This window comes from Bradyrhizobium shewense (genome assembly GCF_900094605.1).
Taxonomy (GTDB): Bacteria; Pseudomonadota; Alphaproteobacteria; order Rhizobiales; family Xanthobacteraceae; genus Bradyrhizobium; species Bradyrhizobium shewense.
In genome coordinates this window covers 56,310-82,710 of record NZ_FMAI01000031.1, presented here as the reverse complement: position 1 = coordinate 82,710, position 26,401 = coordinate 56,310, and the positions used below count along the sequence as shown (strand labels likewise).

The 26,401-nt window shown below is 58.7% G+C and carries 20 protein-coding genes, 4 pseudogenes and 1 riboswitch; of the genes and pseudogenes, 8 read left to right on the top strand and 16 right to left on the bottom strand.

The annotated features are described in order from the left end of the window. The 4 genes and pseudogenes from groEL to GA0061098_RS44285 form a co-directional block, all read right to left on the bottom strand. On the bottom strand, positions 1 to 851 hold an 851-nt coding region (gene groEL, locus GA0061098_RS36805; protein WP_129591038.1), incomplete at its 3' end, for a chaperonin GroEL. A gap of 84 nt (positions 852 to 935) precedes the next feature. Next, complete coding sequence (locus tag GA0061098_RS36800) at positions 936 to 1,250, bottom strand: co-chaperone GroES (RefSeq protein WP_091966245.1); 315 nt, start codon at positions 1,248 to 1,250, stop codon at positions 936 to 938. A 101-nt stretch (positions 1,251 to 1,351) separates the two neighbouring features. Further along, positions 1,352 to 1,459, bottom strand: a pseudogene (locus tag GA0061098_RS46510) (co-chaperone GroES); the annotation flags it as partial. Between the two features lie 1,060 nt (positions 1,460 to 2,519). Next, positions 2,520 to 2,941, bottom strand: a pseudogene (locus GA0061098_RS44285) (IS66 family transposase); the annotation flags it as partial. A gap of 494 nt (positions 2,942 to 3,435) precedes the next feature. Between GA0061098_RS44285 and GA0061098_RS36785 the strand changes: the two are divergent. Next, entirely contained in the window at positions 3,436 to 4,083 is a 648-nt protein-coding gene (locus GA0061098_RS36785; protein WP_091966251.1) for an FkbM family methyltransferase, read from the top strand. Positions 4,084 to 4,783: 700 nt separating this feature from the next. Here GA0061098_RS36785 and GA0061098_RS36775 read toward each other — a convergent pair. Both GA0061098_RS36775 and GA0061098_RS44280 read right to left on the bottom strand, forming a co-directional pair. Then, the gene (locus tag GA0061098_RS36775; RefSeq protein WP_091966242.1) at positions 4,784 to 5,140 is read right to left on the bottom strand and encodes a hypothetical protein; all 357 of its coding nucleotides are present in this window, start codon (positions 5,138 to 5,140) and stop codon (positions 4,784 to 4,786) included. Positions 5,141 to 5,891: 751 nt separating this feature from the next. Then, a complete protein-coding gene (locus GA0061098_RS44280; RefSeq protein WP_129591035.1) occupies positions 5,892 to 6,101 on the bottom strand; it encodes a hypothetical protein in 210 nt (69 codons plus the stop codon). A 438-nt stretch (positions 6,102 to 6,539) separates the two neighbouring features. On the opposite strand from GA0061098_RS44280, the gene GA0061098_RS36765 reads away from it, so the two are divergent. From GA0061098_RS36765 to GA0061098_RS45375, 4 genes are all read left to right on the top strand, one after another. Continuing rightward, positions 6,540 to 6,797, top strand: coding sequence for a hypothetical protein (locus tag GA0061098_RS36765; protein ID WP_091966241.1), 258 nt, complete (start codon positions 6,540 to 6,542; stop codon positions 6,795 to 6,797). A 486-nt stretch (positions 6,798 to 7,283) separates the two neighbouring features. Beyond that, complete coding sequence (locus GA0061098_RS46505) at positions 7,284 to 8,108, top strand: outer membrane protein (RefSeq protein WP_347337554.1); 825 nt, start codon at positions 7,284 to 7,286, stop codon at positions 8,106 to 8,108. Positions 8,109 to 8,321: 213 nt separating this feature from the next. Beyond that, the gene (locus GA0061098_RS46500; RefSeq protein WP_245323832.1) at positions 8,322 to 8,993 is read left to right on the top strand and encodes a hypothetical protein; all 672 of its coding nucleotides are present in this window, start codon (positions 8,322 to 8,324) and stop codon (positions 8,991 to 8,993) included. Between the two features lie 1,093 nt (positions 8,994 to 10,086). Next, the gene (locus GA0061098_RS45375) at positions 10,087 to 10,254 is read left to right on the top strand and encodes a hypothetical protein (RefSeq protein WP_165637835.1); all 168 of its coding nucleotides are present in this window, start codon (positions 10,087 to 10,089) and stop codon (positions 10,252 to 10,254) included. A 654-nt stretch (positions 10,255 to 10,908) separates the two neighbouring features. On the opposite strand, the gene GA0061098_RS36755 is transcribed toward GA0061098_RS45375, so the two are convergent. Continuing rightward, positions 10,909 to 12,231 carry an acyl-CoA dehydrogenase family protein gene (locus tag GA0061098_RS36755; RefSeq protein ID WP_245323830.1) on the bottom strand — a complete coding sequence of 441 codons (1,323 nt, stop codon included), beginning with the start codon at positions 12,229 to 12,231 and terminating at the stop codon, positions 10,909 to 10,911. Positions 12,232 to 12,847: 616 nt separating this feature from the next. Between GA0061098_RS36755 and GA0061098_RS46495 the strand changes: the two are divergent. Next, positions 12,848 to 13,024: pseudogene (locus tag GA0061098_RS46495) on the top strand (8-amino-7-oxononanoate synthase); the annotation flags it as partial. 265 nt (positions 13,025 to 13,289) lie between these two features. Here GA0061098_RS46495 and GA0061098_RS36750 read toward each other — a convergent pair. The 3 genes from GA0061098_RS36750 to GA0061098_RS36735 all read right to left on the bottom strand — a co-directional run bounded on the left by GA0061098_RS36750 (position 13,290) and on the right by GA0061098_RS36735 (position 17,384). Next, positions 13,290 to 14,024, bottom strand: coding sequence for a carbonic anhydrase (locus GA0061098_RS36750; RefSeq protein WP_091966240.1), 735 nt, complete (start codon positions 14,022 to 14,024; stop codon positions 13,290 to 13,292). Positions 14,025 to 14,034: 10 nt separating this feature from the next. After that, positions 14,035 to 14,745, bottom strand: coding sequence for a thermonuclease family protein (locus tag GA0061098_RS36745; protein ID WP_245323829.1), 711 nt, complete (start codon positions 14,743 to 14,745; stop codon positions 14,035 to 14,037). 1,832 nt (positions 14,746 to 16,577) lie between these two features. Next, positions 16,578 to 17,384 carry a nodulate formation efficiency C protein gene (locus tag GA0061098_RS36735; RefSeq protein ID WP_091966237.1) on the bottom strand — a complete coding sequence of 269 codons (807 nt, stop codon included), beginning with the start codon at positions 17,382 to 17,384 and terminating at the stop codon, positions 16,578 to 16,580. Positions 17,385 to 18,387: 1,003 nt separating this feature from the next. Beyond that, positions 18,388 to 18,590, top strand: a riboswitch (cobalamin riboswitch). Positions 18,591 to 18,693: 103 nt separating this feature from the next. Here GA0061098_RS36735 and metE point away from each other — a divergent pair. Next, entirely contained in the window at positions 18,694 to 21,039 is a 2,346-nt protein-coding gene (metE, locus tag GA0061098_RS36730; protein ID WP_091966236.1) for a 5-methyltetrahydropteroyltriglutamate--homocysteine S-methyltransferase, read from the top strand. Positions 21,040 to 22,042: 1,003 nt separating this feature from the next. Here metE and GA0061098_RS36725 read toward each other — a convergent pair. The 5 genes and pseudogenes from GA0061098_RS36725 to GA0061098_RS46480 all read right to left on the bottom strand — a co-directional run. Further along, a complete protein-coding gene (locus tag GA0061098_RS36725; protein ID WP_091966235.1) occupies positions 22,043 to 22,642 on the bottom strand; it encodes a hemerythrin domain-containing protein in 600 nt (199 codons plus the stop codon). Between the two features lie 1,230 nt (positions 22,643 to 23,872). Beyond that, on the bottom strand, positions 23,873 to 24,478 hold the full coding sequence (gene fixJ, locus GA0061098_RS36720; RefSeq protein ID WP_091966234.1) for a response regulator FixJ: 606 nt from the start codon (positions 24,476 to 24,478) through the stop codon (positions 23,873 to 23,875). Then, the gene (locus GA0061098_RS47535; RefSeq protein WP_430649289.1) at positions 24,444 to 24,830 is read right to left on the bottom strand and encodes an ATP-binding protein; all 387 of its coding nucleotides are present in this window, start codon (positions 24,828 to 24,830) and stop codon (positions 24,444 to 24,446) included. Before GA0061098_RS47535 ends, fixJ begins: the two co-directional genes overlap by 35 nt. Before the next feature lie 29 nt (positions 24,831 to 24,859). Next, entirely contained in the window at positions 24,860 to 25,168 is a 309-nt protein-coding gene (locus tag GA0061098_RS46485) for a sensor histidine kinase (protein WP_245323841.1), read from the bottom strand. A gap of 80 nt (positions 25,169 to 25,248) precedes the next feature. Next, positions 25,249 to 25,470 (bottom strand): annotated as a pseudogene (locus GA0061098_RS46480) (PAS domain S-box protein); the annotation flags it as partial. A 285-nt stretch (positions 25,471 to 25,755) separates the two neighbouring features. Between GA0061098_RS46480 and GA0061098_RS45370 the strand changes: the two are divergent. Then, positions 25,756 to 26,013, top strand: a complete 258-nt coding sequence (locus GA0061098_RS45370; RefSeq protein ID WP_165637834.1) for a hypothetical protein — start codon at positions 25,756 to 25,758, stop codon at positions 26,011 to 26,013. Here the strand turns inward: GA0061098_RS45370 and GA0061098_RS36705 are convergent. Further along, positions 25,998 to 26,318: a hypothetical protein gene (locus GA0061098_RS36705; RefSeq protein WP_129591034.1), complete on the bottom strand. Its 321-nt coding sequence runs from the start codon at positions 26,316 to 26,318 to the stop codon at positions 25,998 to 26,000. The genes GA0061098_RS45370 and GA0061098_RS36705 overlap by 16 nt on opposite strands. Positions 26,319 to 26,401: the final 83 nt, after the last annotated feature.

Genomic DNA, 26,401 nt, shown 5'->3' with positions numbered 1-26,401 from the left:
CGATCGCCGAAGCCCGGAGCCTTGACGGCCGCGACCTTCAGGCCGCCGCGCAGGCGGTTCACGACCAGGGTCGCGAGGGCTTCGCCTTCGACGTCCTCGGCGACGATCACCAGCGGCTTGCCGGTCTGCACCACGGCCTCGAGCAGCGGCAGCAGCTCGTTCAGCGAGGAGAGCTTCTTCTCGTTGATGAGGATGTAGGCGTCGTCCATCTCGACGCGCATCTTGTCGGCGTTGGTGACGAAGTAGGGCGAGATGTAGCCGCGGTCGAACTGCATGCCCTCGACGACGTCGAGCTCGGTCTCGAGCGACTTGGCTTCCTCGACGGTGATGACACCCTCGTTGCCGACCTTCTTCACGGCGTCGGCGAGGAACTTGCCGATCTCCTGGTCGCCGTTCGCCGAAATGGTGCCGACCTGGGCGATCTCCTCATTCGAGGTGACCTTCTTGGAGTTCTTCTGGAGATCCGCAACCACGGCTTCCACCGCGAGGTCGATACCGCGCTTCAAGTCCATCGGGTTCATACCGGCGGCAACCGACTTGGCGCCTTCGCGGACAATCGCGGCGGCTAGGACGGTCGCAGTGGTGGTGCCGTCGCCGGCAGCATCCGCCGCCTTCGAAGCTACTTCGCGCACCATTTGGGCGCCCATGTTCTCGAACTTGTCGTCGAGCTCGATGTCCTTGGCGACGGCAACGCCGTCCTTGGTGATGCGAGGCGCGCCGAACGACTTGTCGAGCACGACGTTGCGACCCTTCGGACCGAGCGTGACCTGCACGGCATTGGCGAGGATGTCGACGCCGCGCAGCATGCGGTCCCGCGCGTCTACTCCGAATTTGACTTCTTTGGCTGACATAAAGAATTCCCTCAGTTCTTATTTTCTCATCCTTCAGCGCGCCCAAGCGGGCGCTCGTCAGGGTGGAGCTGTGCGAGCGCTGGGTTAGGCGGCTTTCTTGTTGGAAAACACATCGGTGAGAACGCCCATGATGTCGCTCTCCTTCATGATCAACAGCTCCTCGCTGTCGATTTTGACTTCGGTGCCCGACCATTTGCCGAACAGCACGCGGTCCCCGACCTCGATGTCGATCGGAATCAGCTTGCCGGTCTCATCGCGGCCGCCCGGGCCAATTGCAACGACTTCGCCCTGCGAGGGCTTTTCCTTGGCTGTGTCGGGAATGATAATGCCACCAGCGGTCTTCTCCTCGGCGTTGATGCGCTTGACCACGACGCGGTCGTGAAGCGGACGGAAATTCATACAAGACTCCTGAGCGTTTTGAACAAGTTGGAGGATAGTCACAATGTGACAAGCCCAATTATAGCAAGGGTCAGGCCAATAATGAGCTGAACGATCCATGCCTGCAGCTTTTGCTTGGCTGTGTCGGGAATGATAACGCCGCAAGCTGTCTTCTCATCAGCGTCGATGCACTTGACCACGACGCGGTCGTGAAGCGGACGAAAATTCATACAAGTCTCCTGAGCTCAAGTTGGAGATAGTCACATTGTGACAAGTCCAATTATAGCAAGAGTCAGGCCAAAAATGAGCTGAACGATCGATGCCTGCAGTTCTGCTGAATCGTTGCCTGACCTGCGCGTGACTTTGTCCGGAAGCAAACGCCCCTCAGGTACACAGCCCGCCAAGTTGTTGCGAAAATGACATTGCGTTTCGTCGAAACACCCGGTTGAGCCCAGGGTTCCTCAACATTAACGGCACTTGCACCTATCGAAGTGCCGCGTATTTCGACGGCGCTGGCCGGGCTGCACATGGTTGCTTCGTCTGACAGCAGAATCTAGGAGCCGGCGCCGGGAAAACGTGCGGCGCACAAGATTCATCGAAGAGCGGGCTCGAACAATATGAGGTCCTCGCACAATAACAAACTATGCCAACATCCGAGCGGGGGCGTTCAAGAATTGTTCTGCACCGACCTCGATCAGGCCATTGGACGCTGCGGTACGAACACAGCAGCGGCCGGCCATGAGCAAGGCGCAGGGAGTCACGTATCATCGGCACGGCAATCCGCCGCTGTCGCCGACCACGCGTTCGAGCGAGTCGCGCTTCTGCGCGCTCGGCGGGGACGACGGCCAATCCGCGTTCGTCGCGTCGTCTCGTCGAAGATCGTCGTCTTAGACGGGGGCCGGATCGTTGCGGAGGGCAGGCATACCGATCTGCTGGCTGAAATCGCTTATGCGCGCTTGTGGCAGACGCAAGCCGGCGGGAGCTAAAGTTGCAGATGATGGCTCATCGCAAAATTGGGCGGAATCGTTAGCTGAAGAGCTTGTCCTCTCAAACTGACCCTGCTGATCGACGTTCGTAAGTGTATACCACGGTCGGGTCCCATTTATATTGATGGAGCGAGATCGGCAGCTCAACAACGATCCACGCCCGATGACCGACCTGGCAAGCATCGGGAGAGCGTACGCGACCTCAACCTTATGGCATGTGAAATCTCGAGGTGAAGACATGCGGGCCCGTGTACGGCGGCACTCCATAGCGGGTTGGTAGTGCGCCAGCGCCAAACTGAGGCCGTCAGGCGGCGTGGTCGGTTGGCATAAGCGCGTCGATTTCGTTCCTCGGTGAGCCGTTGGCCATACGCGGAAGTATGTGAATTTAGGCGAATGGATCGACATTGTTCATTTCCGTTGTTTGCGGCAGGTTTCGGATGGCTGCCAAGGTTTGTCGCCGCCGTCGCTGCCCGCGAAGAGCCTTTTTTAAATTGTTGTAGCTGATGGCGCGTTCGACGATGGTGGAGTCGAGCTCAATGCGGCCACCGGTGGGAAGCGTTCGAAGATGGCGCGCCGAGAGACGGCATAGCGGATCGCCTCGGCCAGCTTTGATTTGCCAGAGATCCGACGCAAGGTCTGCTGCCAGAAGTCGAAGAGATCCCGCGACGACCGCTGTGCAGTGTTTTGCTTGCACGCAGTAACGCGTGTGTCGGTGCTTCGGCCTCGTACGTTCTTCCGAAGAGCAGGTGATTCCGAGGACCGAGTGGTTCACACATTGCGTCAGCGAATCTGGGATGGCAGCGGTCAGTCGGCAGAGCACATCTTGCCTGTCGCAACTGTGATCGAGGTGATGGCTATTGCTGCGCACGAGAGATCTGTCTGGCGCGCACGCTTTAGAGAGAATAGCCGACGACTGACATTCGCACGAAGCCGATCTTTCTGCCGCTCCGAAAGGCGGACCGGAGACGACGATCTAGCTCGCAGTTGGCGCGTCTCCCGAGACCGAGCGGCAATTTGCATTGTAGGGCAGTCGCTGCAGGCCCCGGTCCGACAGGCTTCCCTTTTGGTGTTGATGGCCTCCAAAGAACTGTAATGGATCAAGGGGCTGACGGGTATATGAATTTATACATTGATATACGTTGTGCCGGCGCGTCTAGCGTGTGATTGCGGCGTCAAAGACGGAATTCATCCGATCTCAGCGCCCAATGGAAAAAGCAACTGTGTCGTCTGCCGAAGTACACCAGCACATTATTTCACTTCTCCAGAAGCCGAATCCCGTCATCCTCGATATCGGCTGCAATGACGGGACCGATACGCAACAGTTTCTCAACCTCTGCCCGCAAGCTCAGCTCTACTGCTTTGAGCCGGACCCCAGAGCGATCGCGCGCTTCAAGAAGAAGTTGGGCCCATCCCTTTCTAGGGTGAAGCTGCTTGAAATCGCGATCAGTGATCGAAACGGGATGATCGACTTCCATCCAAGCAATGCAGATGGTGATGCGAAGGAATGGGACCTCTCCGGCTCAATACGCCGCCCGAAGAATCATCTTACTGAGTATGATTGGGTTCGGTTCGATCGCCCTGTCTCGGTTGAAACGCGGCGGCTGGACGACTGGTGCAGCGAAGCCAAGCTGAATACGATCGATTTCATCTGGATGGATGTCCAGGGAGCCGAAGCCGACGTTATCGCCGGCGGCATGCAGACCTTGAGCAACACGCGCTTCGTCTACACGGAATATAGTGACCGCGAGCTCTATGAAGGGCAGTTGTCCCTGCAAGCTATTCTTGACCTGTTGCCATCATTCGAAGTGGCGTCCCACTATCCCCGCGCGGTGGAGGGTGATGTATTGCTCAAAAATACGCGCTTCTAGTGGCGACGCATATCGACCGCCTCATTCATCGCTGGGAAAACCCGACCAACGCGCTTAGCCGCCCAAAGCTGCACAACGGGTGATCATTTGAGCAGATATCGGTGGCCGGACGGGCGCTCCGGTTTCCGAGTTGCCATTACAGACCCGGCGCACGACGCCCGCGTCCCGGGCGAGTGGTGGGTTTCTAACACTGTCAGCCGGCGCTCCAAGCATTGAATCGTCTGAACGGCTGCCGTATGGCCTGGTCGTCTAGGAAGCTGCTGCACTGCTTCGAACAAATGCCAAAGCCATTGCATCAGTTCTCGTGATTCCTTGAGAAGGGCGGATTTCAGCGCGCGCTTGGCGTCGCTATTGTTGTGTCAATGGGAAGCGAGCTGAAGTATGTGTTCGTTCCAGAACAAAATCGCCGCGAGGCGTCCAGCATAACTGCGGCAGCCGATTATCTCCGGCAGGGCATCCTGGGCGCGGCGTAGAAGGCGGCGGCAATCATCAGCGGCGCGCCGGATCGGATCAAGATCGTCATCGCAATCGCGGTTACTTGCCTGCTCATTTGCCGCAGGCGGAGTTGATCATCGAATCTCCGAGCACGCTCTCCCTGTGTGGCTGCAGCGCGCTGACGAAGATCGGGGAGGACGTCAGTAAACGCCGCGACGTAATCCCGGCGCAATGGCGCGAAGTTTCTCCTGGCCGCGCCGGCCGATCACCCGCAATTCCAGATCGGCCCGATCGGCGTCCGCGTCCAGCACGGCCCGAAGCTGCCTCCATTGTAGCGGCCGCCGCGGAAGCCGGGTTGGCCGAAATGATGCCACTCGCCGTCCCAAGCGTAATACTGAGGAACCGGGTCAATATACCAGTGGCGTCGGTCGGCGCGCGAGAGCCGGCGCATCAAGTCCTTCTGCTTGTAGAGCGGAATGCTGTTGCTCAGCGGCTGGCGATAGCCGGGCAGAAAGCCGTAGGCTTGCCTGGCCGGCGTGGGCCCCTTTTTAATTGGCGCAGCGTTCGCGATGACCGGCAGCGGCAGGATGATAGTAGCAGTTAAACACACAAGGCGAGACATGGATCGACAATAGTCGGTCGGTGGCGCCCAGGCCATTCAAATTTGGGTGCAAAGTGATACGTAATCTCGCGCAGAAGTGTTCTCTTAGCTGATCACGCCCTTCCTGATCAGAAAGCACGCATATCCCCTGCTGTCACCCACCTGCACGAGGCCGAAGTCCGAAGCCGCCGCGCGAGAAAATACGGACGCGAGATCTTGCCGGGACTGATGGCGCGGCCGACCGAGTGCTCGATTCTCGCCAGCACCGTGCGCTGCGTCCGGGCACGCGGTCGCAGATCGTCGACAGGTATCATCACGCGCACGGATCCACGAAATCGTCGAGAGGATAGAGCGTTAGGATGGCGCCGGGAACGGTCCTCTCCATGACTCATGCCCGGCCAGCTGGATCAGGCGCTCCAGAGTCGCCGCGGCGATGCGGGTGGCCGGATGGTGGCGTGGACGACCACGAGGTCGCCGCGACGCCCATGGGGCCGAGCAGCCAGAGCAGCTCGGGCGCTAGGATCGGATCGATCGATTTCAGCATGTGACAAACCATTCTCCCAATTGATCGCCTACGTCTGTCTCTGTCTCCCTAACCCTTCGCAATTCATCAGACACGGCGGGCCAGAACACTCCATACCGCCGGTCGTCGGTCGCAAAAAAAGCCCGGCCTCTTTTCGATGGCCGGGCCTAAGTCAGTCGCCGACAGAGGGAGAGCTGCCGACGGTCATTTGCGGGAAAACGTTCACCGCAAATTCTAATTGCGAAAGGATCAATGATCGAAGAAATCTGGCGTCGTGTCTTTTTTATCAGACGACATTGATGGAATGCGGCTCAAGACTGGCTCGCACAAAACACGAAGGCTGTATTCTCCTTTGTCCTGAGGATCGTCAAAGTCATGCAGATTAAATGAGAGGCGTCGAACAGAGGCGATCCGCGGCCGTTCGAACGGCGTCACCGTGCCGGCCGCAGAGCGCAGCAACCCAACATTCCCCGAGGCTGGGACGGAGTACGTTGCTGTTCGCATGCGAGCACTCGGAGCCGTTCGCGCGATCCCGCAGGCGGCGATTGGGGCACCTGCTCCGCCATCTGCTGTACACACCACCAACCGCATTGATATCATCGTCTCACCGACGGCAGCAGACAGCGGCCGATCCGAGTTGCCGGGCATCCCCGTCAGCTATTTCGAAATGTTACAATCTGACGCCACGTGCGATTCAAGCTCTTTGAGCTGAACCGCTTGAAATTCAAACCGCCGACCTCTCACAGGCAGCTGAGGGATCCGCCAGCGGTCGACGTGCGTGTCGCATTCTGTTTTTGAATAGGCTTCGTCTCGTCCAGAAGATCACGAAGATTCCAGTCTCGCCGGGCGTCGCGCCAGTGAAGCCAATTCGCCTGCGGCGAAGCGATCGGTGAAGATTTGGCGGATAGCGTCGCAGCAGAAGCGGCGAGCGATCACCAGAAGCTCTACATGCGACCCGAGGGGGAAGATCGATCGCGCGCCGTCAATGGGGAGGGCTATGAACGCGTCGGGAAACTGTTCCGCACGAAGGACATAGACGAGACTTCCGGGCGCTCGGGCCACAACAACAGCCTTATCCTCTTCGTAGTACGCAATCTCTACAACGAACCCACGCGCAACCAGTGGAGCGCTGGAGTGGCTGCTGCATGGCGCTAATTATTCCCCCATCAAAACGCCAGGCATTACCCAAACTGTATCAATGTAAGTCAGAGCCGATTCTGCAGACAGAATCACACACCGGCTTGCGCTCGCTTTGGCCGGCGGAGGAGTCTTCCTCGCTGCGGGGTGGCGGCGACGGCCCCCTCGAGGTCCACCGCTTTCCGCAAAGAGCACCTCCTGTTTCTTGACGAAGGGCATGTCGTTGCTTCCCGGCCACTAAGTGACAAACCTCAAACGATTCTCCGCGCGTCAGTACTTCGATACAATGTCAAGGCGATGCAACTATCGGCTTTGATGGGGAGGGATGCCGAAACCCACCTGTCTTGTCGCGAATAGGACAGTGCGATCGAAAAAGCGCAGGGAATGCGCCTTGCGGCCGCTGGCATTACTCCTGCACCCCACCGTGACGCGGCGCCAGCGAACTCGGATCATTCGCGTTTGCAAGATGGGTGCGACGTGAGGTGATATGCGATTCAAACTTCCTTGTTGTGTAGCCGGAACAGCCGCGCTCGTTGCAAGCGCCGCCGCTCATTCGGCCGATCTCGGAGTCACAGTAAAGGCGCCGGCAGCAATAGGAGCTGGACCGGCGGATACGTTCGGGGCCACTTCGGCGGGGGCTACGGCCGGACATCGTTCACTGACCCCTATGGCCCTTCGATCTATGGTGACGTGGTCGACACCCCGGTGTTCGTGGCCGGAGGTCAAATTGGCTACAATTGGCAGAGGGAGCGCTGGGTTTTTGGCTTCGAAGTAGATGGCAGTGGCGCAATCTCCAACGGTACAAACACCTGTCTTGCCGCCTCCGGCATGATCGTGAGCGCAAACTGCAAAGCAGGTCCGGATGTCTTTGCGACCGGCACGGGTCGGCTGGGTTACACCTTTGGCCCGCAGCACCGCACGCTAGCCTATCTCAAGTTAGGTGTCGCGTGGCAACACAATCGCGGCGATATCGTCAATAACCACGAACCTGACGAGGTGCCAAAGAATGCCACACGTTTCGCCGACGGTCGTCTCGGTGGCACAATCGGCGCAGGCATCGAGCAAGCGCTCACGCCGGAATGGTCCATCAAATTCGAGTACGACTATCTGAGGTTCGGCGGACCAAGTCTGGCGACCCCTCCAACCACACAACATCCGCTCCCCTCGGTGGTCCCAGCCAATGTCAGTAGCCTGTCCAGCGGCTATCACATCGGCAAGATTGGTCTGAACTACGATGCCGGCCCGGGGACGCCGGAATGGTCCGATCTAGCGCTCTACGCGACAAAGCCGAGCGTTAACGCCCCGCCGATTGCTCTAGCGCAAGATTGATCGGTGGAAAGCGGTACAAGGGTTTGGCTGAGCCGAGAAAGATTTCAATGGGATCATCCCTATGACCCCTATAACGATCCAAGCAGCCTTTTGTCGAGGCTCACCTATCACAAGCTGGACGGGATTTCTGGTGAGTTGTTTGAACGTATCGAGAACGCCTAGGGGATCTTCCTGAAAGGAAATATCGGATTCGGACTTTTCGGCCATGGAAGCATGAACGACGAAGATTGGGCGATTGACCCAGATGGAGTCCCCACAGCTTATTATCTGACTGGGTCTCGCGAGGCAAATGGGCGGTTCACATACTACACGGCCGATGCTGGATACGACTTTTTGCGCGGCAGCAGCTACAAGGCCGGCGCGTTTGTGGGCTGGACCTATTACGGCCAGAAATCTGACTCCATAGGCTGCATTCAGTTAGCATTGCCCTACTATCCATGCTTCGGAGGCAGCGAGAACGACAACAGGACCGTGCATAAAAGGACGGTGGGTAGCGAAGACGCCAATTGGAATGCGCTTCGTATCGGCCTCACCGCTGAGTCTGTGCTGCTCGATCGTTGGCGCCTAAGCGCGGAGGTTGCTTACCTCCCGTGGACGGATTTCCACGGGCGCGACAACCACCTTTACCGCGAGACGACGACGTTCCTTGATCAGCGCGGGAGCGGTGGTGGTGGTGTGCAGTTAGAAGGCGTCTTGTCCTATTTTATCACGGACACCTTCAGCGTCGGCGTGGGCGCCCGATATTGGGCGAGGTGGACTTCAAGAGGGAGCGAGGACTTCGGCAGCGGCCGCAATGGATTCGGTACCTTTCATTCAGCTAATGATGCGAGGTATAGCATGGAACGATGGGGCACGTTCCTGCAGGCCTCCTACAAGTTTGACTGAACGTGCTGAGCGTCCCGCCGAGAGGACTCTATATAGAGGGGCCTGCACTTCCTCGTCGGCATTGAGGATGATGGGGCCGACGCCGTCAGAGCCACATGAGGCGGGACGCGCAATTCGCGCGTGCCGCTTTCTGCCGGCCCCCTGATCCTAGCGCATACGGATTGGTTCGCAATCCGGCAAACGCTGTGAAATATACGCGCGACCGCCAGCGCACCGTAACATCTGCTTGATGCTAACGCGCTAGTTGGAGTGAGAAGAACAATTCTGATTAATCAAAATAAGCATTCAGTTTCACGCATTGGGTTAGCTCAGTCGACGATGTCGCACATTCCATCGAAATTCGTGAATGAGGCGGGGCCAGACTGGACTCACGACACCGGCAGCTCCGTTCGGACCGGCACCTGAATGGTGATGCGAACGTAAGGCGGAATCGCAGCTGTTCACGGACAAAGCATGTGCCTCCTGCCATAACGGAATCAATATTGGAGGACGGGAGCTTTTCCCCTCGGTGTGATCGAAAGGCCGATATTTGCTATCCTGCGGCCGACAAGGCGCGGTTCGCGGTTATCAAGGCCCCAGCGGACCATTACGTGTTCCGCGGTTGCCCCCTTACGCAACGTTGCCTTGCGCTCCTCATTCCATTCGGGTCAGATTGGACTCTCAAGGAAGCCGTAGGAATAAGCGCAAAGTTCAGCTCGGCGTACAACTCACCGAGAAGGAGAACAACGATATTGTTGCGTTTCTTAATTCTCTGAGCTGCAGCGGCTGCTGCGTTTTGCAACGGCCGTGAGCCCGATCGCTCAGGCTCATCGACGTGATTTCTGGGCATCGCGACGCTCTGTGTCGCGGCTGACAAAAGCACTGGTGAAGGCGCAGAAAAGGCAAGAGTCCGCGATTGATCGTGAGCTGTAACGGAGATCACATGACGACGGTCATCACAAATCGGCTCGCCCGAAAGCAGATGCTCATTAGGCAACTTGAGTCTACCGAGGACGTTGTGCAAGCGCGACAAGATCGAGCGTCAACTTGAGCAAATAAACATTGCGCTTGATCTTCTTGATCCACCTAAGCAGGCTCGCAAGTGAGGACGCCCATGTCAACGACCAAGCGTTTTGTTGTAGAGCTTCTGATCTTGCAGCAAAGACTTGCGCTGCATCGGGTTCGCCGCGCCTCAGTTGTCCCAATCAATTTTCCTAACCGGCGAATGCTGTTCGCCCTCCCTGAAAACTCAGCCATGTTCCCGCGAACCTCCTCCGAATGAGTGGACACCTCTAATAGGCTCGGAGGGCCTGGAGGTGTCGAATGCCAGCACGTCAGCGTCGATCGTCCGCAGAGGACCACAGGCGCCAGGCCGTTGGATTGCCGGTATCGAGCGGTCAATCGATCGGAACGGTGGCCAACTAACTCGGTCAGCGCGACTCGGCGCTGCGACGCTAGGTGGATAAGCTCCGGCAGGGGCCGGCATCGGCAGGGTGGCGCCCCACCACGCAGACGACGCTGATGTCGGCGGACCAGGCTTCGGCGATCGCCGCCTACGCCAGGAGAACGAACGGCTGCGCATGGAGCGCGACATTACAGAAAGTCGGGCTTGAAGCTTCGTGAGTTGAACTGCGAGCCGTTCCGCTGAAATGCAAGTGGATCGTGCTCGACACGACAATGATCGAGGCGGGGGCGTAGAGACCTATAAGAGCGCTCGTTATGTTTGTGACGGGGAAGGCTGATCCACGGATATGAAATGGTGTTTTTGAGAAGCGCTTGACTGCAAGGTCCTTTCTCTCTCTCTCTCTCTCTCCCTCTCTCTCTCTTGTCCGTTAAACAAGGCCGGCAGGCTGCTAGGTCCTGCAGTGCAGACAGCATCATATCGCAGGTCCGGCAATCCGTTGCTGCGAGGCGTGCGGAACGTGGATGAACCACTTCATGGAAATCCCGGCTGTGCTGCACTTCCGAGCAGGAGACGGCCGGCGCTCTGGAGCGTTCCCTCGTTTAAAGCTGCGTGCTGGGCAACCACGAAGCTGTCGCACATGGCGCGCGCCAGATTGCTGGTGGTATAGAGCGACGCACTTCCAGCGAGACCGCTCGCAATGTTGCAGACCTCAGCGCTCTGCCGCGCGGCGTTCGTCGCGGCGAGTCGCATCAGCGTCGCCGTGCTCGGGTTTACCGTATCCTTGAGCGCTTCCTTCCACAGCTCCTCGGTGGCCTCATAGAAGAAGGAACGGGCGGAACGCAGCATGGCTTCGGCTCTGGCCATCTCCAGTTGGACATAGCCGCGCTCTGCCATCACGGGCGCTCCTGTGATTGAGGCGCGGCTTCCGGCCATCGCGATCACCTCGTCTAGCGCGGAGCGCGCAATACCGATGCCGACAATCGCATGCGCCTGCGCGGCGAAAGTCACGGACGGATAGCGATAGACCGGCGCGTCGAGTGTCGGCGGACCGCCGCGGATCAAGGTCCATTCCTCCGGCACAATGACATCGTTGACAACGACGTCGTGGCTGCCGGTGCCTTGCAGGCCGACGACGTCCCAATTGGGGCGGATTGTCACCTTCTCGGCCGGCATCACGGCTACACGCGCAAGGCCACCGGTCGGATCGTCTTCCACAGTGATGCCAACGCCTATCAGATCCGCGCCCGGTGAGCCGCTGGCGAATGGCCACACGCCGTTCACAACAAATCCGTCGGTGCTTCGCCTGGCGGGCTGGAGCGGGAAAAGCGCACCTGCCAACACGACGTCAGGTCCGTTCGCGTATACCTTGCGAAGCGTGTCGTCCGGAAGAGCAGCGAGGTAGCGAGCCCCATCGCCGAAGCTGGCGACCCAACCAGCGGACCCGTCGGCTTCGGAAATGCGCTCGATCAGGCGACAAAAATCGGCCGGCGTTCGCTCGTCGCCGCCGAATCGCTTGGCGGCCAAAGCCCGATAGACGCCAACGCGCTTAAAGCCCTCGATGATCTCGTCTGGAATCTTCTGCGCGCGGGCGAACTCGTTTCGACGCGCGCGGATATCGACCAGTAGCGACGACAGATTATCCCAGGTCGCAGCCGTAGCGTCGGTTTCTGTAGTGATCTTCTCTGGTGGAGCGTTCATAACTGTCCTCGGTGTCTTGAACCGATCGACGCCGCGATTCATTGATTTGGATTGCGCGCGCATGGCGAAGCCGGCCGGATTGATACCCAGTCGGAAGGGATCGAAACTGTCGCAGTTGATATCGACTGTGATGCGATTACAGGCGGTTGCCCACATCCCGAACGGATTGACTCAAAGAAAAGGTGTTGAGGGCCGGGAAGGCTGACGGAGATATGGCTGTTGATGCTGCCATTGAGGCTGAACCGGCAAAGCAACCGATATGCGGCGGCGAGATCGATCCGCCTCTGCTGCACTTCGACGGCTGACGGCAGCGCTCGTTTTGTCATGTCTTCTCCAACGGACGATTTGTCACACTTGGGCCCGGCCGGCTCGAACCACGTTGTGAATTCCTGACTTGGCAACCGCGAGGTCTACGAAGCCTGCGGCTCTTTTCCATGTCCCCAGCAATCGACGTGCCATCAATCATGGTCGGCCGGCCGTGTCTGAATCGAGCGAGATCACGTGGCTCGTTCCGCGCCGGCAGGATGCTCGCGCCTCCCTTGTCTGATTCCAGGCACAAGACGTCATCAACCGAACACGGCGGAAGTAAAGCGACTGAAGTGGACCTCGACCGCGAACCAGTCGGGGGCGGCTTTCCTGCTGGAGCCTCCGATCTCCTGACATTACCAACAGCGCAATTTACCGTGCTCGTGACTGTGGGTGAGCTGTTGGTTAAAGGCGGACATCAGACGGCCGGTATTCAACAAACGTGACGGCGGCGTCCGGGGCTGCCGGTGATCTGCTCGTTCTCGGTTCGCTCGCGCACGCCAGGATTCCGGAAGGCGCGCGAGCGGGCCGAGCCGAGTGTCGAATAAGCGCCCATAATGATTTACAATCGGTTGAAGATACGATTAGCGAATGGCGCGCCAAGGGCGAAATGGGCCGCATTTGGATCGTGGTGGAAACCCTAGCGTATCAACGTGCAGGCATGAATAGTGTTGACCGCGGTAGGAGTGCTTCTTGGTGCTGGCCTCGGGTTGCCAATATGAGCACGTAGAATGCAAGGAGAATCAAGAGGCCGCGCATACCGAAGGTCTTCCCGAAGCTATGACAATTGTGGAGCGGATTGTATTCGGTGCATTTGATGCAGCCGATGCACGAGTGGATTGCGCGGAACTCGATCGAAGCCCTTATCTGGCGGCAAACGACTGGCCGGCCGCGCGAAGGTGCCAGCGTCAGCTCAGCAAATCGACTCTGCCGGAGTCGAGTCGATACAGGCCCCCGACAACCTTCAGTCTGTTCTGCTCAACTGCCGCGTTCAGAATCGGCCCCGTCGATTTGAGTTTGTTGACATTATCGATCACATTTTGTCGGGTGGCTTCGGCGAACGTGTCACCGGGTTTCTGTCGAAATACTTTTGCCGCAGGCGCAAGCGCGGCGACGATGGATGAAATGTGCCCCGGCGGAGGCTTATCGCCGTGGAGCGACTTGATCGTGGCGTCTATCGCACCGCAATGATCGTGGCCAAGTACCAGGATCACCGGCGTGTTCAGCACGGCGACCGCATATTCCATACTGGCGAGCGTGTCATCGTTGGCGAAGTTGCCGGCGAGGCGGCAGACAAACAGATCACCAAGTCCGCTGCCGAAGACAAGTTCAGGCGCCACGCGAGAATCGGCGCAGCTCAGAACAGCGGCATATGGATTTTGCCCATCCACCAAAACCGGGCGTTCGCGCTTGAAATCGTGGCCTGGTGACACACCCCGGACATAGCGATCGTTCCCTTCCATCAGCCGCTTCAGAGCGGCCTCCGGCGAGAGCAGGTTATCTGGCTTGGGCGTCGCTTTTGCTTCCTTCGCATCGACAATGTTGTTGCCAAGCCGCAGGCAAACCGCCGAAATAGCGAACAGCAACAGCGAGCGGCGCGAAGGCGCGATCTTGGTCAGATAGGGAGAATGGCCTGCCTGCATGCATCTCACCTCATCGCGCGGCTTTACGCCACCCGGTGGCTTCGGCTTCCGCTTCGCTGCAGAGCCAGCGTTCACCGGGCTTCTTCGACATGTCGATTTGTTCGTAACTGAGTTGCCCGGGCAGGTGATAAATGCGCTCGCCGTTGCGGTCCACGGTGCCTTTTATCAGACACTCGGACGAGGGTGGGTCCGATAGCAGCGCGGAGCCGAGTAGGAGTTCCTGAGCGTCGATCGGAACCGAGCTCGCGCCGATGATGATCGTCCCCTTGTTGCGGCGACGCCAGTCCCAGGGCGCGATGAACGCCCCCGACCACAGCCCCGCATAGGCTTTGCTTGCCACAACCTCATAGACAACGTAGGTATGAGTAGAAGGACCCGACGATAGTGCCCAGCCGGAGCGTACCATCCAAGCGTTCACGTCCTCGCCTTCTATAGAGCAACTGCCGCGTGACCTGCCGTATTCATCAACTCCTGTGGTATGACAATCCCACGTTCGTCCGTTCGAATGCTTGATCAGCTCGTCGCGAGCAGCCACGCCGCAAGCCCATTTCCGACCGTGGGCGTCGAGGCAAATCTGGTCGGTCTCAGGAGCTTCGATGCCTGAGAGCCGAAGCTTGGTTTGCTCGATCTCGATCGTATTGCCATCGAGGATGCCCGGAGGGCCGCTGAGCTTGGCCGCGCAGACCGGAGATGTGATGACAGCGAACAGTGCGACCATCATTACGCGGTGTTTCATCCCGACAATACCTCTCGTTCTTGATCCATGTTCACGCACGATCCGGCGCCGCCACATTCGACTGCTTAAACGCTATGTCCCTTATTCGGCCGGCATCTTTCGACGTTCGCTCTAAGAATGTGTGGCCGTCATTTCCAAGCTACGACCTGACGCTGCGTGAGGTTCAAGCGATTTCTTCCGGTGGAAGTGTTGCGGTATCCTCCGAGCCTCGCCGGTCTCTCTCACTGAGAGCGCACTGCACCCTCTCGACCTGAGGAGCAGATCCCCATCGCTCGGCCGCGAACTCGGTATGCGGGAGAAAGCCGAACCTCGGAACGCTGTTTCTCACGCGCTTGAAGAACAAAAGTCGCCCGTGAATCTTGACGATCGAGTGGAAGTCAGGCGGGGAGGAGCAACCTGGCTTATGCTTTGTGGCAACCACCATTGGCAAGGCTGCCGATGGTTCAGCGAGGGCGCTGACATTTCGCCGTAAATTCTTGTGAGGAAAAGACTGATGTTCGAAAGAAATCGGGTCTCGCTTTCTCTGAGATCTGGACAAAGGCGGCCACGGAGTTCAGCTCAACGCACGCTGCGTAGAATGAACCGGTGTCGTTTGCGCAAACCGCGCAAAACCCGAAGCCCTCTTGCGGAGAGTGAGCCGGGGTGGTCGTTGATGCCAATTGCATTGTGGCTTTTCGCACGTCTGCGCTGCACCATAATCGTTCGTGGTGCCGCCGCCGCGTTCGTCCAAGGACCGGATTGTCATGACCCAGGCGGCGCGACTGGCGGCCGCTCTCTCGTAGTACGCTTCACCGCGATCACATGGACAGTTACGCAGCAAGCCCGGCGTGAGGGCGTGCGTTTGCGCCAGGGAAATTTGGAGCGACAACATCCATGGCTTCGTCGTATACGCACCGGGCGAGGGGGTAAGGCGCCCGCGTGTTCCGAGGATCGCGAGTGCCATTCGGCGCGAGGACTCAATCCACAAGATGGTTGCCCCATCGCGGCACTCGGGCAGTAGGTCTGGTGCGGTTTGACCGACTCAAGCTACAATTCACTCTCAACGACCTCACTACACAATGGGAATGAAATGGTTGCAGCTCCCCGGGAATCGCCGGTCTCTTCTTACGCGCTTGAAGTGGATGGCCGACTCAGAGCCGAATTCGCAACCAGAGACGGCGCCAGGGCAGGCGGAGCAGAACTAAAGAAGCGTTTTCCCATGCTGCAAATCCGGATATATGACGCGCAGACGAATGCTCGCGAGGAAATCTAGCGCCGGCTCAGTTCGGTCCTCGATGCCTCGCGCACGGCTCCGGGGCTCCTCGCCGGGGGGCACTCGGCAAAAGGCCGGTGCTCAGGGGGGCGTGCCGGCCCACTAACACTGCCCCATTACCGTCTTAACGCGTTTCGTCGCAGCACTCGGTCCCGCGTGCCGCCTCGGCGTCGGGATGCTCACGCTCTTGCCAGTGCCAGTGCCAGTGCCAGTCACGGGATGCGCGGCGCGCACGCAGGATCGGGCTTGGGCCCGAGGCATCTACAGGCCCGGTCCCTTGAAGAGTGGCATGGCGAGCGGGTTCCCTCGCGGATTGGTGTCCTCCCACTGCGTCGGGGCGCCGGGGGCCAGATCTCGCCAGCTGGCACGCGCCGCTGACCTCGATCTCCTCGCAGAATGAGTCGGAGGTAATCGTGCTGCCCGATTTTTTCCTGACGCCTGAAGGGTGCGTCGCGACTGTTGCTAGAGCGTAAACACCGACATTTTAGAGCTGATATGTCTTGCAATTGCTCTGAGGCGTTCGGCGGTAAGGAGCTGCGGCGCGATCTTGCTCTGCGTGGCAATTTTAACGAGGGCTTTCGCTCCCCTCTAACTCTTCCCGTTCCCTCGGCTCCATGCGAGCGAACCAGGAGCCAGGAGGAAAGGCCGCGATACGCTTGGCAAAGGAGGATTGCGGCTCCCAATCTTGCCCTTCGCTCTTCTCGAAAGTGATGACCCCGTTGTGTGTAAAAAAACGGGGCCCTGGAATATTACAGTTCACTACAAGCAAAACGCGCCACAGATCACCTTTCTCGGTCGGCTTGTCATTCTGCTTCGGCAAGTAGTCCACTCCAACAGGTTCAAGGATAGTGCAGCGGCCCTGCCGCAGAAGATCGCCGAGCCGGCCTTGCGTGGTCGTCACAAAGTTGAAGTTGCTCGGATCATGCAGAAAGCGAAGATTTGCGTCCCTTTCGCCATCCTTGACTTCACTGGCGATCAACGAGAGCGCCAGGGCGCGCCAGCCCAATTCCATCGGCTTTGCATAGGTCGACGCAAGTTGAATCGTGCCGTCGAGCGCGATCTTCCAGGTGATAACGTACTGTTCGTCTGATGTATCATCCCGGTGCCTGGTCCACGAAAAGAAAACATAGTCATTTTGGTCAAGTTCAGCGACGCCCCACATTCGAGGGACGAACTGTGCCACCTTCGAGACGTTGGATATAATTTGTTCTATTGTCTCGCCGTCTTGCGCTCGCCACGTTGACTTGAATCGTTCGATAAGGGGGCTCTCGTTCGCGCGAACACTGTTGCTCGTCGCAGCCAGCCCGGCCAGGCAGATCAGGGATTGACCGAGACAAAACCACAACGCGCGTCTTCCGGACATTGTCCTCATAACTGTCGGCCTATCTGGTTTTCATCCACACGTCATTCCAAAGCGGGCAAGCTTGTTATGCGCCAGCGCAAGAAGTTAGCGGCGACGCGACGGGGAGACCGATGGTGTCCGTGCGAGCAGGCGCTCCCCTCAATGTCACGCGCCGCTAACTTCGCTGCCGGCGACAGCCTCAAGTTGCTGTGCTGGACATACCCAGCAGGAGGAGACTGGGCATGCCGAGGACTTGCATTCTTCGTGCCAGGTAATACACGGCAATTCGCACCGCTTTTGTGTCCTCTTTGTCGACTTTCCGACTGGCCCACGTCTGGATGTTTCCGTTCAGCACTATCAGCGCGGCTTATGCATCCTCGTCACGCACCGGATATTCGACGGCGCGGCGGAACGCCTCGGTGGCAAGTTCCTGATGAGAATTGGGAGCACGTCTGCCGCCATTGAACCGTTTGGTTCGGTATCGTTGCCAGAATGTGGCCTTCGATCTCTGCCATGCGTTTGGGCATTTGTGGCCAATGGGCCATGGTGCGTTTGGCGCTCCTTTCGACATGCGGCGCTCCGGAAGTTGAGAACAGCCTCAGTCAGGTGCGCTTTGCACTCGATGGCCAACGACGCGAAGCCGATCTCCACCGCCGAGCATTCGGAGTCTGGCTGGACCGCAAATCAACGTGCGGGCCGGGTATGTTTTCGCCAGCTTGGACCTATCAACACGGATCCTGTTGGCCGAGGAGGTGGCTGGATGGTGGACGTGCTCAAAGAACCGCTGGGAAGCCAGGACTCGCAACAGATGCGTTCTGCTCGAGGCAGCAGTCCGGACCGTGCAAGCTGCATGGTCCCTTCCACGGATCTGGCGTGCGGCCCGCGGGCAGCTGCGATGGTCATTCCCATATCGCTGATTGGAGAGCGCATCTACATCATCTCAACGATAGAGATGCACGGTCATTCGCATAGCAGATGTCGCAGCTTCAGCTTGAGACATAATCTAAGAGGTTGACGGAAGACTTCGCTTGCCGATAATCCAAGTCGTCGAGGTTCTCCGGTTTCCATTTGATCCGGAGCTAAGAGGGAAGCCGGTGACAATGCCGGCGCTGCCCCCGCAACTGTGAGCGGTAAGCCGCTGTCCAACGATGTCACTGAAGCCTGCGCGGCTTCGGGAAGGCCGGACAGAAGCGATGACCCGCGAGCCAGGAGACCTGCCCCGACAATATATTCGTCCACGGGCGGGGTGTCCCGGTGGTGCGCCGAGCAGCCGTCGCACCGCGCGACTTCCCCTGCCTGCGTCCGCCATGGCCCTTGCCCCCAACATGGGGTTAACGCTATGTCTCTTCTCTCCCTTCCGGTTGCCACGCTCGGAACGCCACGCATCGGTCCAAGGCGCGAGCTCAAACTCGCTCTAGAAAGCTACTGGGCCGGAAAAAGCAGCGAACAGCAGTTGCTCGAGGACGCAGCTGGTCTGCGTGCCGCGAACTGGGCTCGTCAGAAATCTATCGGCGTCACGGTCATTCCATCGAACGATTTCTCGCTGTATGACCAGGTGCTCGACACAAGTGTCATGGTTGGCGCCATCCCGGAGATCTACGCTCCGAAAGCCGAATCCGTTTCGCTCAAGACGTACTTCGCCATGGCCCGCGGATCACAATGCGACGATCAGGATGCGAGTTGCGGCCACGGACCGCGCGGATTTGGCGCACCCGCGCAGGAGATGACCAAGTGGTTCGACACCAACTACCACTACATGGTCCCCGAGTTTCACAAGGGACAGACTTTCAGGCTATGCTCTCGCAAGCCGATTGAGGAGTATGAGGAAGCCAAGGCCCTTGGCTTTCAGACCCGCCCTGTCCTGATCGGACCGGTCACATTCCTAAAGCTCGGCAAGAGCCCCGATCCTGCGTTCCAGCCACTCTCACTACTGGATGAACTGATACCGGCCTATATCGAGGTTCTGCAGGAATTGGCCAAACGTGGGGCAAATTGGGTTCAGTTCGACGAGCCCTGCCTGGTTCTTGATCTGGATGAGAGGGCGCGACAATCTTTGCGACATGCCTATGACCGGCTCGCCAAGGAGGGGCCGGCCATCAAGATCTTAGTCGCGAGCTATTTCGGCGATCTCGGGGACAATCTGGACACCGCCTTGAGGCTGCCAGTCGCCGGACTGCACCTCGATCTGGTTCGAGCGCCACAGTTGTTGGACCAGATCATCGCTGGCCGCCGAAGTGATCTCGTCATGTCGCTCGGTGTCGTCGACGGCCGGAATGTATGGCGGTCGAATTTGTCGTCGCTGTGCCAGCGGCTCGAACCCGCGATTGCGAAGCTCGGCAAGGATCGTGTACAGATTGCCCCATCCTGCTCGCTGCTTCATGTGCCGGTCGATGTTGAACTCGAAACCGGGCTCGCTTCCGACGTTAAGAGCTGGCTTGCTTTCGCGGTCCAGAAGATGCGGGAGCTTGCGGTCCTGGGGCGGGCACTCGCAGGCGACCGGAATGTTGCGCCAGCTCTTGCCGATTCGGAATGTGCCGCGACTGTCCGCCGGACTTCGCCGAAAATCCGTGATGCCAATGTCGCTGTCCGGATGAAAGCGATCGATCAGACCAAGCGTCGGCGCGCGAGCCCATTTGCCCGTCGTGCCGAGATCCAAAGCAATCGTTTCGGACTACCGGCTTTTCCTACCACGACGATCGGATCGTTTCCGCAGACCACAGAGGTCCGGAATGCCCGTGCGGCGCATGCGCGAGGCGCTATGAGCGACGAGCAATACGACAGGTTCCTCAAGGAGGAGACGGCGCGCGCCGTACGCTGGCAGGAGGACATCGGTCTCGACGTCCTCGTGCACGGCGAGTTTGAACGCAATGACATGGTGCAGTACTTCGGCGAGCAACTCGCCGGCTTCGCATTTACCAGGAATGGATGGGTGCAGTCCTACGGATCGCGCTGCGTCAGGCCGCCGATCCTATTTGGCGATGTAGTGCGGTCGAAGCCTATCACCGTGGACTGGTGGCGCTACGCGCAATCACTAACGAGGAAGCCGATGAAGGCGATGTTAACCGGACCGGTGACGATCTTGAACTGGTCCTTTGTTCGCGATGATATTCCCAGAAGCGAGGTCTGCCGCCAGATTGGGCTCGCGATCCGAGACGAAGTCCGCGATCTCGAGAATGCTGGTGCGACCATGATCCAGATCGACGAAGCTGCACTTCGCGAAGGATTGCCGTTGCGTCGATCGGATTGGACGGCCTATCTCGACTGGGCCGTGGATTGCTTCCGCATCTGCTCATCCGGCGTCGCTGATCAAACGCAAATTCATACACATATGTGCTACTCGCAGTTCAACGACATCATCGGTGCGATCGCTGCAATGGACGCAGATGTCATCTCGATCGAGACTTCGCGCTCGAAAATGGAACTACTCGACGCGTTCAGGAACTACGAATATCCAAATCAGATCGGGCCGGGCGTGTACGACATCCACTCTCCACGCGTTCCCGAGGCGGGCGAAATGAAGGAGCTGATGGCGTTAGCTCGGGCCCGGCTGCATGATTCGCAGCTCTGGGTCAATCCGGACTGCGGCCTAAAGACGCGCAAATGGGAGGAGGTTCGGCCGGCGCTAGCGAACATGGTCGCTGCCGCCCGCCAACTGCGCGCTGCATTCGATCCGCGAGGCCGTTGATCCGGGCTTGGGTCTCTTCTCGACAAAGCTGATCCTCTTGCGGTCACTTGCGCTCTCGATAATCGATGGAACCTTGGGAGCACAAAAAAAGCCCGGCCCCCGCTTAGCGGGCCGGGCGAAAGTCTGGGAGGAGCGACGCTGACGCATCGCGCGGACTTCCATCGGCGGAAGAGAGGACAACCGCCGGTTCGATCACGGCAAGGACATTCGCCGAAAATCTGAGCCTAGTTGAAGCACAAGCTCAGCGTAGCTCAATTATGCCGTGGTATGCGACCGTATAGCCTGAAGTGTATAAATATACACCAAGGTTTGTCGCTCAAGAGCGCGTCGGCTACGATTACGACAGCAACGAGGGGAGGCGGTGATGCCGGGCGGTGACCGCAGAGCACGAGCCGCAAACTCGGTGCGCTTTCCTGCCTAGAAACCTTATGCTCAATCAGGGCGACGATGGCACGGTGCCGATAGGTTGCTCCTCAGCCGTGAGCGTGGTCCTGCCCTCAACATAGGCCAGTTAAGTGATGGCGATCTCGGATCCGACACGACTCGGATCGGCGCAGAGTAAGAGCGGACGTCCAGCGCCTTGCCGTTCGTGCTGAACATACCCGGGCGAGCAGTGCCTCGCAGTTGGCGTGCAGTGGGTCGAACCGGCTGTGGTCGGATCATTCAGCTGGGAAGGAGTGGAAGTGCTTCGCCGCACCCGCGCGGCCGCAATCGTCCGTCCTACGGGTCGGCGGACATGAGAGGCATCCGCTTCGCGCGATGTCACTGCGCAACTGCCAAACCTGCGACGGTCACACTGTGGAACGTGCCGGAACCAGAGCTCAGGAAGGCTCGGCCATGGCGTTTGCACGGTGGTCGAGGAAGCGATCATAGTGCGCAGAAGCCATTTTGGCGGTACGGCAGCCTACGCGTCCGCGAATACCCCCATTTCGACAGGATGAGCATGAGGTCTAATTCCTGCTGTAAAACGGCAGCGATCAATACGGCCCCTCTCGGCGCCGTCTCAGGGATTGCCGGCCTTGATGGACGATAACGCGACCGAGCTCCGTTCGGCCTCAGCTTCTTGCTCCAATTTCAGAATATGCGCTCTTAGCGCATCGGAAGTGGCTGCCGCTGTCTCGCTGAACAGCGGATCTCCATGATCGGTGACGGCGGAAGCGATTTCGGTCCATTCCTGTCCCGAGAGAGCCTTCAGTGCGGCCGGAAAGAAATCTCGTTCTTCCCACATCATGTGGCGCCGCTCGCGTACTATAAAGTCGCGTATGATATTGCCAACGTCTTGCCGAGCGAGCTCACGATCCGTGAGGATGGCGTCAATAGCTCGCGCGAAGCGGTGCAAACGGTCGACGACTTCTTGGTGTTCAAGCGCGAGATCGCCGACGATTGCAGCTGTATCCGGATCGCAAGCCTTGAGCTTGGAAAAAATCAAGTCTTCCTGTGGATGATGGTACACCTCGGGGTAAACTTCGAAATAGCTGATAATCGCGCGAATGACCTCATAATCGGGACGGATCCCTTTCTCAAAAATCTCCAATTCGCGTTGGAGAGCGGCCAGAAGCAAATCAATGTTGCGATGCTCTCGAAGCAAAAGATCGATGATCATTGCGGTGGTCCTGGAGGCACAATTTAGGCCGGAAGCGTTTCTGCCACTTGCAAGATCGCCCAAGCCGAGTTCGGTGTCGTTTGCGCTGCAATTTTCCGCGCTGTTCGACGCAAAAGAGTAGCGCGCTTGAATTTGAGCTGGCGTAACTCAACTTAGCCGAAGTGTTGAGGTTGCCCACGCAAGACGCTCGTCGGATAGCAGCTGGTCTCGGTAACACTGGCGGCCTGGGCGTGCATGGCGGACCCTGTCTTGCGAACGTCGATGGGACGCAGATTGGCTGATCCTGACGAACTGGAAAATTTGGATGTTTTCCCTAGGTAGAAGTCCCTAAGTATTTACACGTAAGTGCCACGAGCGGGACGTCGTGAATGGGGGCGGCGCGGTCCCTTGTTTGCTCAAACATGTTCAAATCGGATTAGAAAGCTGCATGCTGGCTTCGGCGGCCGCGTCCAACAGTCGTAAGCGCACGGCCGCACCCGTAAAGAGCTCCAGCCAGCCGAAAAGTTGTCGTCCACCGCCACTTTCGGCTCGCCGCAGGAAGACGTGTTCGGGGACCTTGGCTCTGATCCCCATCAGCATCGGTCGGCCGCGGAGGTGACGAGGCGGATATTGACAGCATCCCGATCGATGTACGCTGGCCGACGTGGTCGACGCGCTTGATGATCATGCGATCCGCTGTCGTAGCCCCCTTAATGGTGTGTGACGATGGTTAGGGCGGCGCGCCTCGGCCGGAACCGCACTCAGCGCGCGCTGGTATGCCGGCGTTCCATGCCCGCAGTGCCGCTTCGGCTTGCTCCAACGCACGCGACCGTTTGATTTCGAAGACCGAAGTGACCGTCGCCCAGCCGGGCGCAATGAGCGAATGATGGTCCTCTCGTTAGCCGATTGCCACAGCGTCAAGATGCGCATTTGTGCTCAATGCGATGGAAGTCGAACCGTCACGGCAGCCCGCACAGGGAGCTCCGTTCGCGGATGGACCAGTTATTGCCGAACTATGCCGTTCTCCGGGGTGACAGACCTGCTTTCCATCGGAGCACAAATGTGGGCCCACGTAATTGATCTGCTTCATGTGCCATCGTGATTCAAGAAACCAGCAGCGTGTGTTGCATCGGTAGCCGTCACCGAAAACATGATCGGCTCGGCGCGGTACGCCTGAAAACCCTCCGTTTCGCCGTCTGGCCTGCGCAGCTTGGATGCATGAATAGGCCATTCGCGCCATTTGCGCTGGTGCTAGAGTCCCGCAGTAATGGCGATCCGCATCAACTCAGACATGCTGCGGGCATTGGTCTTGGCCATGAGGTTTGCACGGTAAACCTCGACTGTCCGGGGACTGATGCCGAGATCATGGGCGATAACCTTGTTAATCTTGCCGGCTAATAGTCCCTGCAGGACGTCACGCTCGCGCGACGAGAGGCCGGCGAGGCGGGCTTCCGCCTGCAGTTTCGCTGCGTCATCGGCTGGTTTCGTTGGCCGCGCTTCCAAAGCACTATTGATCGCACGCAATAGCACGTCCTCCACGAACGGCTTCTCGATGAAGTCGACTGCACCCGCTTTCATCGCTTCGACTGCGAGCGATACGTCGCCATGACCAGTTATCAAAACCACGGGGCAGTTGACGCGATTGGCCTTCACTTTACTGACTAGTTCGAGACCGCTCATACCAGGCATACGGATGTCTGACACAATGCAATCAACTGGACCGCTCGCGACGTCATTAAGAAACGCGGTCGCCGTCTCATAGGTTGCTACGTAGAAACCATTTACATCAAGAAGAAACGCGAGCGAATCCCGCATTGCGGCGTCATCGTCGATCACAAGAATGCGCCGCCCAATCATGTCTCTTCACTAAGCTCCGCAAATGGCGCGGTGAACTGAAGGATCGTGCTACCACCCGGATTCGCTTGCGCGACGATATGGCCGCCATGTGACTCGATGATCGTCCGGCAGATTGATAGCCCCACACACATGCCATGCCTTTTAATCGTGACAAAGGGCTGGAACAGTCGGTCGGCGATATCAGCGCTGATGCCGGGGCCCTTATCAGCAACGTAAACCTGTCAACGTTGGCAGCTTCGCGGCGCGGGCAGGAAGCCATGGCCTCGATTGCATTGCGTATCAGGTCCAGCGCGACCTTCTGGATCTGGATCTGGATCTTGTCGACGATCATGTCGCGGTCGCTGCGGGTCATCACGCGTACCCCTCGCTCCTTGGGGCCGACTAGGCCAGAGCCGCAGCTTGTTCAAGGAGCGTGAGCGGACTCTCCACAGTGTGCTCGCCCCTGGCAACGAATTCCCGCAGGCGCTTGATGATATCGTTGGCGCGTAGAGCCTCTTGGGCGGCGTGTTCGAGTGCATCACCGATGCAGTTGGCGTCCGGTTCGTCGGGTGCCAGCAGCGCCTTTGTTCGCGCACGTAGCTTGTAATTGCGGAGAGCGGCCGGTTGATCCTCATGGGAAATAGACGATGCCATCTCACCAATGGCGGTCGGCCGCGACACGTGCACGAGTTCAGATGGCAGATCTTGCAACCGCCGTTCCTGCGCCCGCTCTTAGTGAGGTTTCGAATGAAGCCGGTGAAGAGCCGTTCGGCGCGCGCTATGGCCTCACCGACGGAGGTCGAGCCGTCGCTCCGTTCGCCGACCACGATGCGGCCGATGCCGATGATGGGCCGCTCGCCGTTGGCCACATAACGTTCGATGTAGCGCTCGTGCTCGGCGCGGTAGAGCTGCGGCATCAACCTCGACACATTCAATCCGACCACGTCGTCCGGAGCACAACCAAATAAACGCACTGCCGGGCGAATGATGCCCTTCTCGTCAATCACGATCATGGCGCACGCGGGAGCGACGTTCGCCCGGCCGCGGCCGCGACGAAAGCGGCAAAACGAGGACTGGAAGGTAGATGTTCGTGAACGTGAGGTCCTGAAGATATGGATTTAGCGCCGTGCACAACACGAGAGCCAGCGCGGCGGCTGCCGCGGCAGTGCCATAGCCTTACCAGACGTGGTCCGACATGTTTCCTGGTAGACCCTCTCATTCGATCCACTCTACATTGTTTCCCACGAGAGGCCACCGGAGCAGAACGCGCCTCAACTCACACCAATCTATTGTGCAGGATGGCCGCCGCTATCTGGCCATATGCGCCAGTGCGTCGGCTGCACGGCTACGTGTTCTCCGTTCTTGGCCTTGATCCAGCCGCCGAAGGTCCGGCGGCAAGGAAAGACCACCCGGTGAATGGTATTACCCTCGATTACGGCAATCTCCAGATCCCGATCAAAGGGCGGCGCCGTTTCGAGCCGCTCCCAGGTCAGGTCGCCAGTAGATCTTGGACGGTGTTCATCGCTGCTGGCCGACAAATTCAGGCAACCTTCTGAACAACGGACCAGATGGCTTGGACCGCCGCGCGAGCAGGCTCAGCCCAATATTGCCCAGGCGGCGTGGCGGCCGGGGTTTTATCGGCCGTGGCGCCGTTGAACCTATCGTGCCGGGACATGATCGGCTCGCCAACCGAAATACTAGGATTGGCGCTGCGAAACAACTCCCGGGCTTCGGTCGAATCGACCTGGATCAGCTCAAGTCCTCGGCGGTTGGTATTAACCGCCGTTCTGCAGAAGTTGAACTGAACTGCCGCTCCCGCAATCTGGCCCGCGGCGGGACGAATGTCCCCGTGGTCTGTCATCTCGAACATCCTTCGTTGGTGGGAAATCTCCCAGTCCCACGGCGTCAGCGTGGGGCATTGGGTTGTGATGACGTCAGCCGCGC

Excerpts from the sequence above, each read along its gene's own strand:
- GA0061098_RS36750 (WP_091966240.1), bottom strand. The coding sequence starts at position 14,024 with ATGCAGGCAGGCCATTCTCCCTATCTGACCAAGATCGCGCCTTCGCGC.
- GA0061098_RS36775 (WP_091966242.1), bottom strand. The coding sequence starts at position 5,140 with ATGTCTCGCCTTGTGTGTTTAACTGCTACTATCATCCTGCCGCTGCCG.
- GA0061098_RS36745 (WP_245323829.1), bottom strand. The coding sequence starts at position 14,745 with ATGATGGTCGCACTGTTCGCTGTCATCACATCTCCGGTCTGCGCGGCC.
- GA0061098_RS36725 (WP_091966235.1), bottom strand. The coding sequence starts at position 22,642 with ATGATCATCGATCTTTTGCTTCGAGAGCATCGCAACATTGATTTGCTT.
- GA0061098_RS45375 (WP_165637835.1), top strand. The coding sequence starts at position 10,087 with ATGTCAACGACCAAGCGTTTTGTTGTAGAGCTTCTGATCTTGCAGCAA.
- GA0061098_RS47535 (WP_430649289.1), bottom strand. The coding sequence starts at position 24,830 with ATGACCCGCAGCGACCGCGACATGATCGTCGACAAGATCCAGATCCAG.
- GA0061098_RS36735 (WP_091966237.1), bottom strand. The coding sequence starts at position 17,384 with ATGAGGACAATGTCCGGAAGACGCGCGTTGTGGTTTTGTCTCGGTCAA.
- metE (WP_091966236.1), top strand. The coding sequence starts at position 18,694 with ATGTCTCTTCTCTCCCTTCCGGTTGCCACGCTCGGAACGCCACGCATC.
- GA0061098_RS36755 (WP_245323830.1), bottom strand. The coding sequence starts at position 12,231 with ATGTGGGCAACCGCCTGTAATCGCATCACAGTCGATATCAACTGCGAC.
- GA0061098_RS46500 (WP_245323832.1), top strand. The coding sequence starts at position 8,322 with ATGAACGACGAAGATTGGGCGATTGACCCAGATGGAGTCCCCACAGCT.
- GA0061098_RS36800 (WP_091966245.1), bottom strand. The coding sequence starts at position 1,250 with ATGAATTTCCGTCCGCTTCACGACCGCGTCGTGGTCAAGCGCATCAAC.
- fixJ (WP_091966234.1), bottom strand. The coding sequence starts at position 24,478 with ATGATTGGGCGGCGCATTCTTGTGATCGACGATGACGCCGCAATGCGG.
- GA0061098_RS36705 (WP_129591034.1), bottom strand. The coding sequence starts at position 26,318 with ATGACAGACCACGGGGACATTCGTCCCGCCGCGGGCCAGATTGCGGGA.
- GA0061098_RS45370 (WP_165637834.1), top strand. The coding sequence starts at position 25,756 with ATGGCCGCCGCTATCTGGCCATATGCGCCAGTGCGTCGGCTGCACGGC.